This window comes from Micromonospora sp. NPDC003944 (assembly GCF_053605225.1).
The window spans coordinates 1-4329 of record NZ_JBSGIV010000135.1 but is presented as its reverse complement, the minus strand read 5'-3'; the positions used below and the strand labels follow the sequence as shown (position 1 = coordinate 4329).

4 protein-coding genes and 1 pseudogene are annotated in these 4329 nt (G+C 71.3%); all 5 read right to left on the bottom strand.

The window, feature by feature from the left end; translation table 11 throughout:
- Positions 1–112 (bottom strand): annotated as a pseudogene (locus tag ACWER9_RS31720) (RidA family protein); the annotation flags it as partial.
- Between the two features lie 9 nt (positions 113–121).
- On the bottom strand, positions 122–1549 hold the full coding sequence (locus tag ACWER9_RS31715) for a protein kinase domain-containing protein (RefSeq protein ID WP_452305309.1): 1428 nt from the start codon (positions 1547–1549) through the stop codon (positions 122–124).
- A gap of 126 nt (positions 1550–1675) precedes the next feature.
- Positions 1676–2569 (bottom strand): SGNH/GDSL hydrolase family protein, encoded by an 894-nt coding sequence (locus ACWER9_RS31710; protein ID WP_452305308.1) that lies wholly within the window; start codon positions 2567–2569, stop codon positions 1676–1678.
- A gap of 125 nt (positions 2570–2694) precedes the next feature.
- A complete protein-coding gene (locus ACWER9_RS31705) occupies positions 2695–3369 on the bottom strand; it encodes a DUF6891 domain-containing protein (protein WP_452305307.1) in 675 nt (224 codons plus the stop codon).
- A gap of 100 nt (positions 3370–3469) precedes the next feature.
- Positions 3470–4084: a dihydrofolate reductase family protein gene (locus ACWER9_RS31700; protein ID WP_452305306.1), complete on the bottom strand. Its 615-nt coding sequence runs from the start codon at positions 4082–4084 to the stop codon at positions 3470–3472.
- Positions 4085–4329: the final 245 nt, after the last annotated feature.

The window sequence follows — 4329 nt, the reverse complement described above, 5'->3', positions numbered from 1 at the left end:
CCTTGACCACCTTGACCACGTTCTCCAGGCCGACGAGCGAGTCGACCGCGGCAAGCGCGTTGAGGGCGCACCGCTGAGCCAGATCCTTCGCCTGCTCGGCCGCCACGCCAGAGCGTTGTCGCTACGTCTGCGGTGCCGCCGTCTCCTCCTCTTCCGGCGCTCCCGAGGACGGCTTCTTCGTCGGCTCGGCCGCCGGCTCCTCCTCGGGCTCCTCCTCTGGCTCCTCCGACGCGGTCCCGGTCGGTGCCGGCGTGGACCCACCCGTCGGGGCTGCCGTCGGCTCCGCCGGAGGGCTCTCGGACGAGGTCGGCTCGGACGCACCCCCGGTGCTCCCGCCGGTCGGCGTCGGCTGGCCGACCGGCCCCGCCGAAACACTTGCTGTCGGGGTCGGGGAGCCAGGCGCGCGGACCGGCAGGCCCGCGGACCCGCGGGTAGCCGGCTCTCCGCCACCGACGCCGGGGCCGGGCTCGCGTTGCGAGGGGCCCGTCGGCGACACCGCGGGTGGCGACGACGGTTGCCCGTTCGGGCCCGTCATCATCCCGGTGGGGTCGGCGAACACCAGGACGGCAGCCGCGGCGGCCATCGATCCGAGAACCACCGCGAGCACCTTCGGCGCCGGGCCACCAGGACGCTTCGCCGCGCCGCCGACCGTTCGCCGGACCTCCGTCTGCTCGACCGCCGCCCCGGCCGGCGCTCCGACCACCGTCTGCGCCATCCGGTCGGACGGATCCGCGAGTTCGGCGGCGGTGGCCATGCTCGCCGCCGTCGGGAAGCGGCGGGTGGGCTCCTTGGCCATCGCGGTGGCGACCAACCGTTGGACCGCCTCCGGAACGTCCGCGGGCAGCGGCGGCGGCTCCTCCTCGAGATGCCGCAGCGCCACCGCCACCGCGTTCTCGCCCTCGTGCGGGGGCCGGCCGGCGAGGCAGTGGTAGACGACCGCCCCCAGCGCGTAGAGGTCGATCGCCGGGGTGATCTCGCTCCTGGTGACCTGCTCGGGGGCCATGTAGAGGGCGGTGCCGACGACCTGGTTCGTGCCGGTGAGACTCGCCGCCTCCTGGGTCACGGCGACGCCGAAGTCGACGAGGACGACGTGCCCGTCCGGCTCGATGATCAGGTTGCCGGGCTTGACGTCCCGGTGCACCACGCCGGCGTCGTGTGCGGCCTGGAGCGCACGGGCGGTCTGCGCGGCGATGGACATCGTCTCGGCCACACCCAGCCGGCCCACCTCGGCGATCCGCTCCGACAGGGGCTGCCCCTGCGCGCACTCCATGACGATGTACGCGAGCACCGGCGCGTCGGGCCGGGACACCTCGCCGTAGTCGTAGACCTGCGCGACACCCGGGTGACGCAGGGCCGCCATCGCCCGTGCCTCACGACGGAACCGCTCGCCGAAGCCGGGATCGTCGACCAGCCGAGGTCGCAACATCTTGATCGCGACGCAGCGGTCCAGGGTCTCGTCGACCGCTCGCCAGACGTCACCCATTCCACCGCTGGCGATGCTCTCGACGAGACGGTAACGGTCTCCGATGACTTCCCCCACAACCGGCATGACAGGGTCGGTACCCCGGACGACTCGATCTCAAGCACCGCGAGGCCGGCTGAGCGCCCCGACGGCACTGCGGTGAGCTGGCCCCGCCGCTTCGGACGGGGCCAGCTCGACCGATCGCGAGCCTGGTCAGCTGTTGAGTCTGGCCAGCAGGGCGGTGGCCATGCCCTGCTCACCTCGGGCGTTGGGGTGGAAGGGCGCCGCCGAGTTCTGCGGGACCAGCCCCTCGATCCACCGGGTGCCGCTGCTCTTGCACGCGTCGCGGCCGATCGACGGGGTGTAGACGTCGGCGTAGGTGGCGCCGTTGGCGCTCGCGACGCTGACCAGCATCGCGTTGAGTGACTTCTCGATGCCACGAAGGTAGGGCACGTCCTGGTAGGCGATCGGGACGACGGGCCAGCAGCCGTAACCGGTGTCCGGCAGGATCGCCGGGTATCCGAGCACCACGACCCGCGCGCCCGGCGCGGCCTGCCGGACGGCCTGCAGCACGGCGGTGACCTTCGGCGTCGCGGCGACGATCCGCGCCTGCAACTGGTCGACACCTCCGGCGGTGTACCGGTTCTTGCAGGGAGACCCGAGCGGGCTGCTGACGCTCGCCTCCGCGCAGTCGCCGATGATGCCGGAGAAGCCGATGTCGTTGCCGCCGATCTGCACCGTCACCAGCGCCGTGTTCGACGTGACCGCGTTGAGCTGCGGTGGCAGCGTGACGCCCAGCTGGCCGCTACCGCCGTAGAGGATGTCGTCGGTGGTGGCACCGGAGCAGCTCACGTCGGCGAACGACGACGAGCCGGCGGACGCGGCCACCAGCGACGGGTAGTTGCGGCTGGACCGCAGGCAGTTGAGGTCGACCTGGGTGGGGATCAGCGGGCCTGCGGTGTACGAGTCGCCAAGCGCGACGTAGCGGCCGGTGGGCACGGCGGCGCTGGCTGGTGTGGCGACGGTGAGCAGCACGCCGGCGGTCGCGAGGGCGAGTGCGGCCAACCGGGTGGCTGCCCGCAGGAGGGGCAGGCGGGGACGGGTCATGGCGCCTCCCAGGAGGGATCACAGGGGTGGTGGTGCCCGAGATCCTGTCGCCGCCGACGACCCCACGTCAATATCGATGGACCTCACTAAAGACTGGTCCGGAGTGTGGGATGCATCGGTGGTGGTCAATCCAAAGGTGCGTACCACTGGGCGCCGGTGACCCGGATCCGCCGGGACTGCTTGCGGTTCCACTCCACCCGCATGCCGTGCTTGCGGAGCACCGGAAACGCGACCTCGTCCAGCAGGCGCTCCAGGTCGGCCTGGTAGCTGGCCTGCTGCTCGGCCTCCGACAGGCTCGCGTAGGCGTCCTCGTCGAAGTCGGCCGGAGGGTAGACGCCGTAGCCGAGGTAGACCTCGCCGTCCCCACTCGCGAGCAGCGACTCAGTGTCCTGCTGGTGGTACCAGAGGAACCCGTGCCAGTGCCGGGAGTCGTCCCGCTCGTCGTCGATCTCGGCGCCGGCGCAGGTGCCACAGCAGCTGAAGTTCTCCCGGGCCAGCACCCCCAACTCGTTGAGCTCGACGAAGGCACGGGTGAGGTTGCCGCACACCGCACCCCACTCGCGCTGCTGCTGCCGCCGAACCGCCAACGCCGCCCCGTGCGCCGCCCTGAGCTCGTCGTCGGTGGCGCCACAACGCTCCTCGGGGTCGTCGAAGAAGTCGACGAACTCGTCCGCGTCGGCCTCACCCCGCACCACCCAGGCCCACAGCTCGTCTTCGATTGCGGTGCGCCCCGGCTCGGGGATCCGGTCGGTGAGGAATCTGGCACCCACGGGGCGGTCGTTGTACGTCCACTCGGTCACGACGAGATCCTCACATGGGCGTACGACGACCGTCGTTCCGAGCGCGGCCCGCCTCCTCGGGAGGTCGACGTGGCGGGCCGGCAGAGCACAGGCTGGAGGCCTAGTTTCCGGCCGGCACCTGGTCCTTGACCTCGTCGTAACCGACAGGCGTCGGTGCGGTGCCCGGCGCGTAGATCACGCGGAGGACGCCCGTCGGAAACGCCTCGGAGGCCAACAGACGCAGGTGGTACGCGGCGTCGCCCTCGTCGAACAGCTTGCGGCCCTTGCGCGCGGCCACCGGGTGCACCAGCAGGCGCAGCTCGTCGACCAGGCCGGCGGCGAGCAGTTGCTGCACCACGGAGATCGACCCGGGGATGAGGATTCCCTGGACGCCGGCATCGGCCTTGAGCGCGGCGACGGCGTCGAGGAGGTCCCCGTCGACCAGCTCCGAGTTGCGCCAGGAGAACTCCAGCGGCTGGCGTGAGACGACGACCTTGCGGACGTCGCCGAGTTGCTTGGCGAACGGGGCGTCCTCACCACCGGCGGCCTCGCGGTCGGGCCAGGCCCCGGCGAAGCTGTCGTACGTCTCGCGGCCGATGAGCAGCACATTCGCGGCGTCGTAGTCCTCGGTGACGGCGCGACCCATGTTCTCGTCGAAGTACGGGAAGTGCCAGTCCGGGTCGATCTCGGCCACACCGTCGGCCGAGATGAACAACGTGGAGATGACCTTTGCCATCGCGGAGGCCCCTTCGAGTTCGGATGATGTCGGTGGATCGACCGGCGCATCATCCCAAACTCACCCGTCACAGACCCGCCCCGATGCCGCATGTCGTACCCCGGTCTCTTCTCCGTCGAGGTCTCCACGTGGTGCGGGCGGGCTCGGCGTCGGACGAAGCCGGCACCGATCCACCAGTCCGGTAGCCCGAGGTCGGCCGTGGCCCGGAGGACTCGCATCGCTCCCGCGTCCGACTCGATCACGCC

What these genes read in the sequence shown, in the direction of transcription:
- ACWER9_RS31715 (WP_452305309.1), bottom strand. Translation starts at nt 1,549, where the DNA reads ATGCCGGTTGTGGGGGAAGTCATCGGAGACCGTTACCGTCTCGTCGAG.
- ACWER9_RS31710 (WP_452305308.1), bottom strand. Translation starts at nt 2,569, where the DNA reads ATGACCCGTCCCCGCCTGCCCCTCCTGCGGGCAGCCACCCGGTTGGCC.
- ACWER9_RS31700 (WP_452305306.1), bottom strand. Translation starts at nt 4,084, where the DNA reads ATGGCAAAGGTCATCTCCACGTTGTTCATCTCGGCCGACGGTGTGGCC.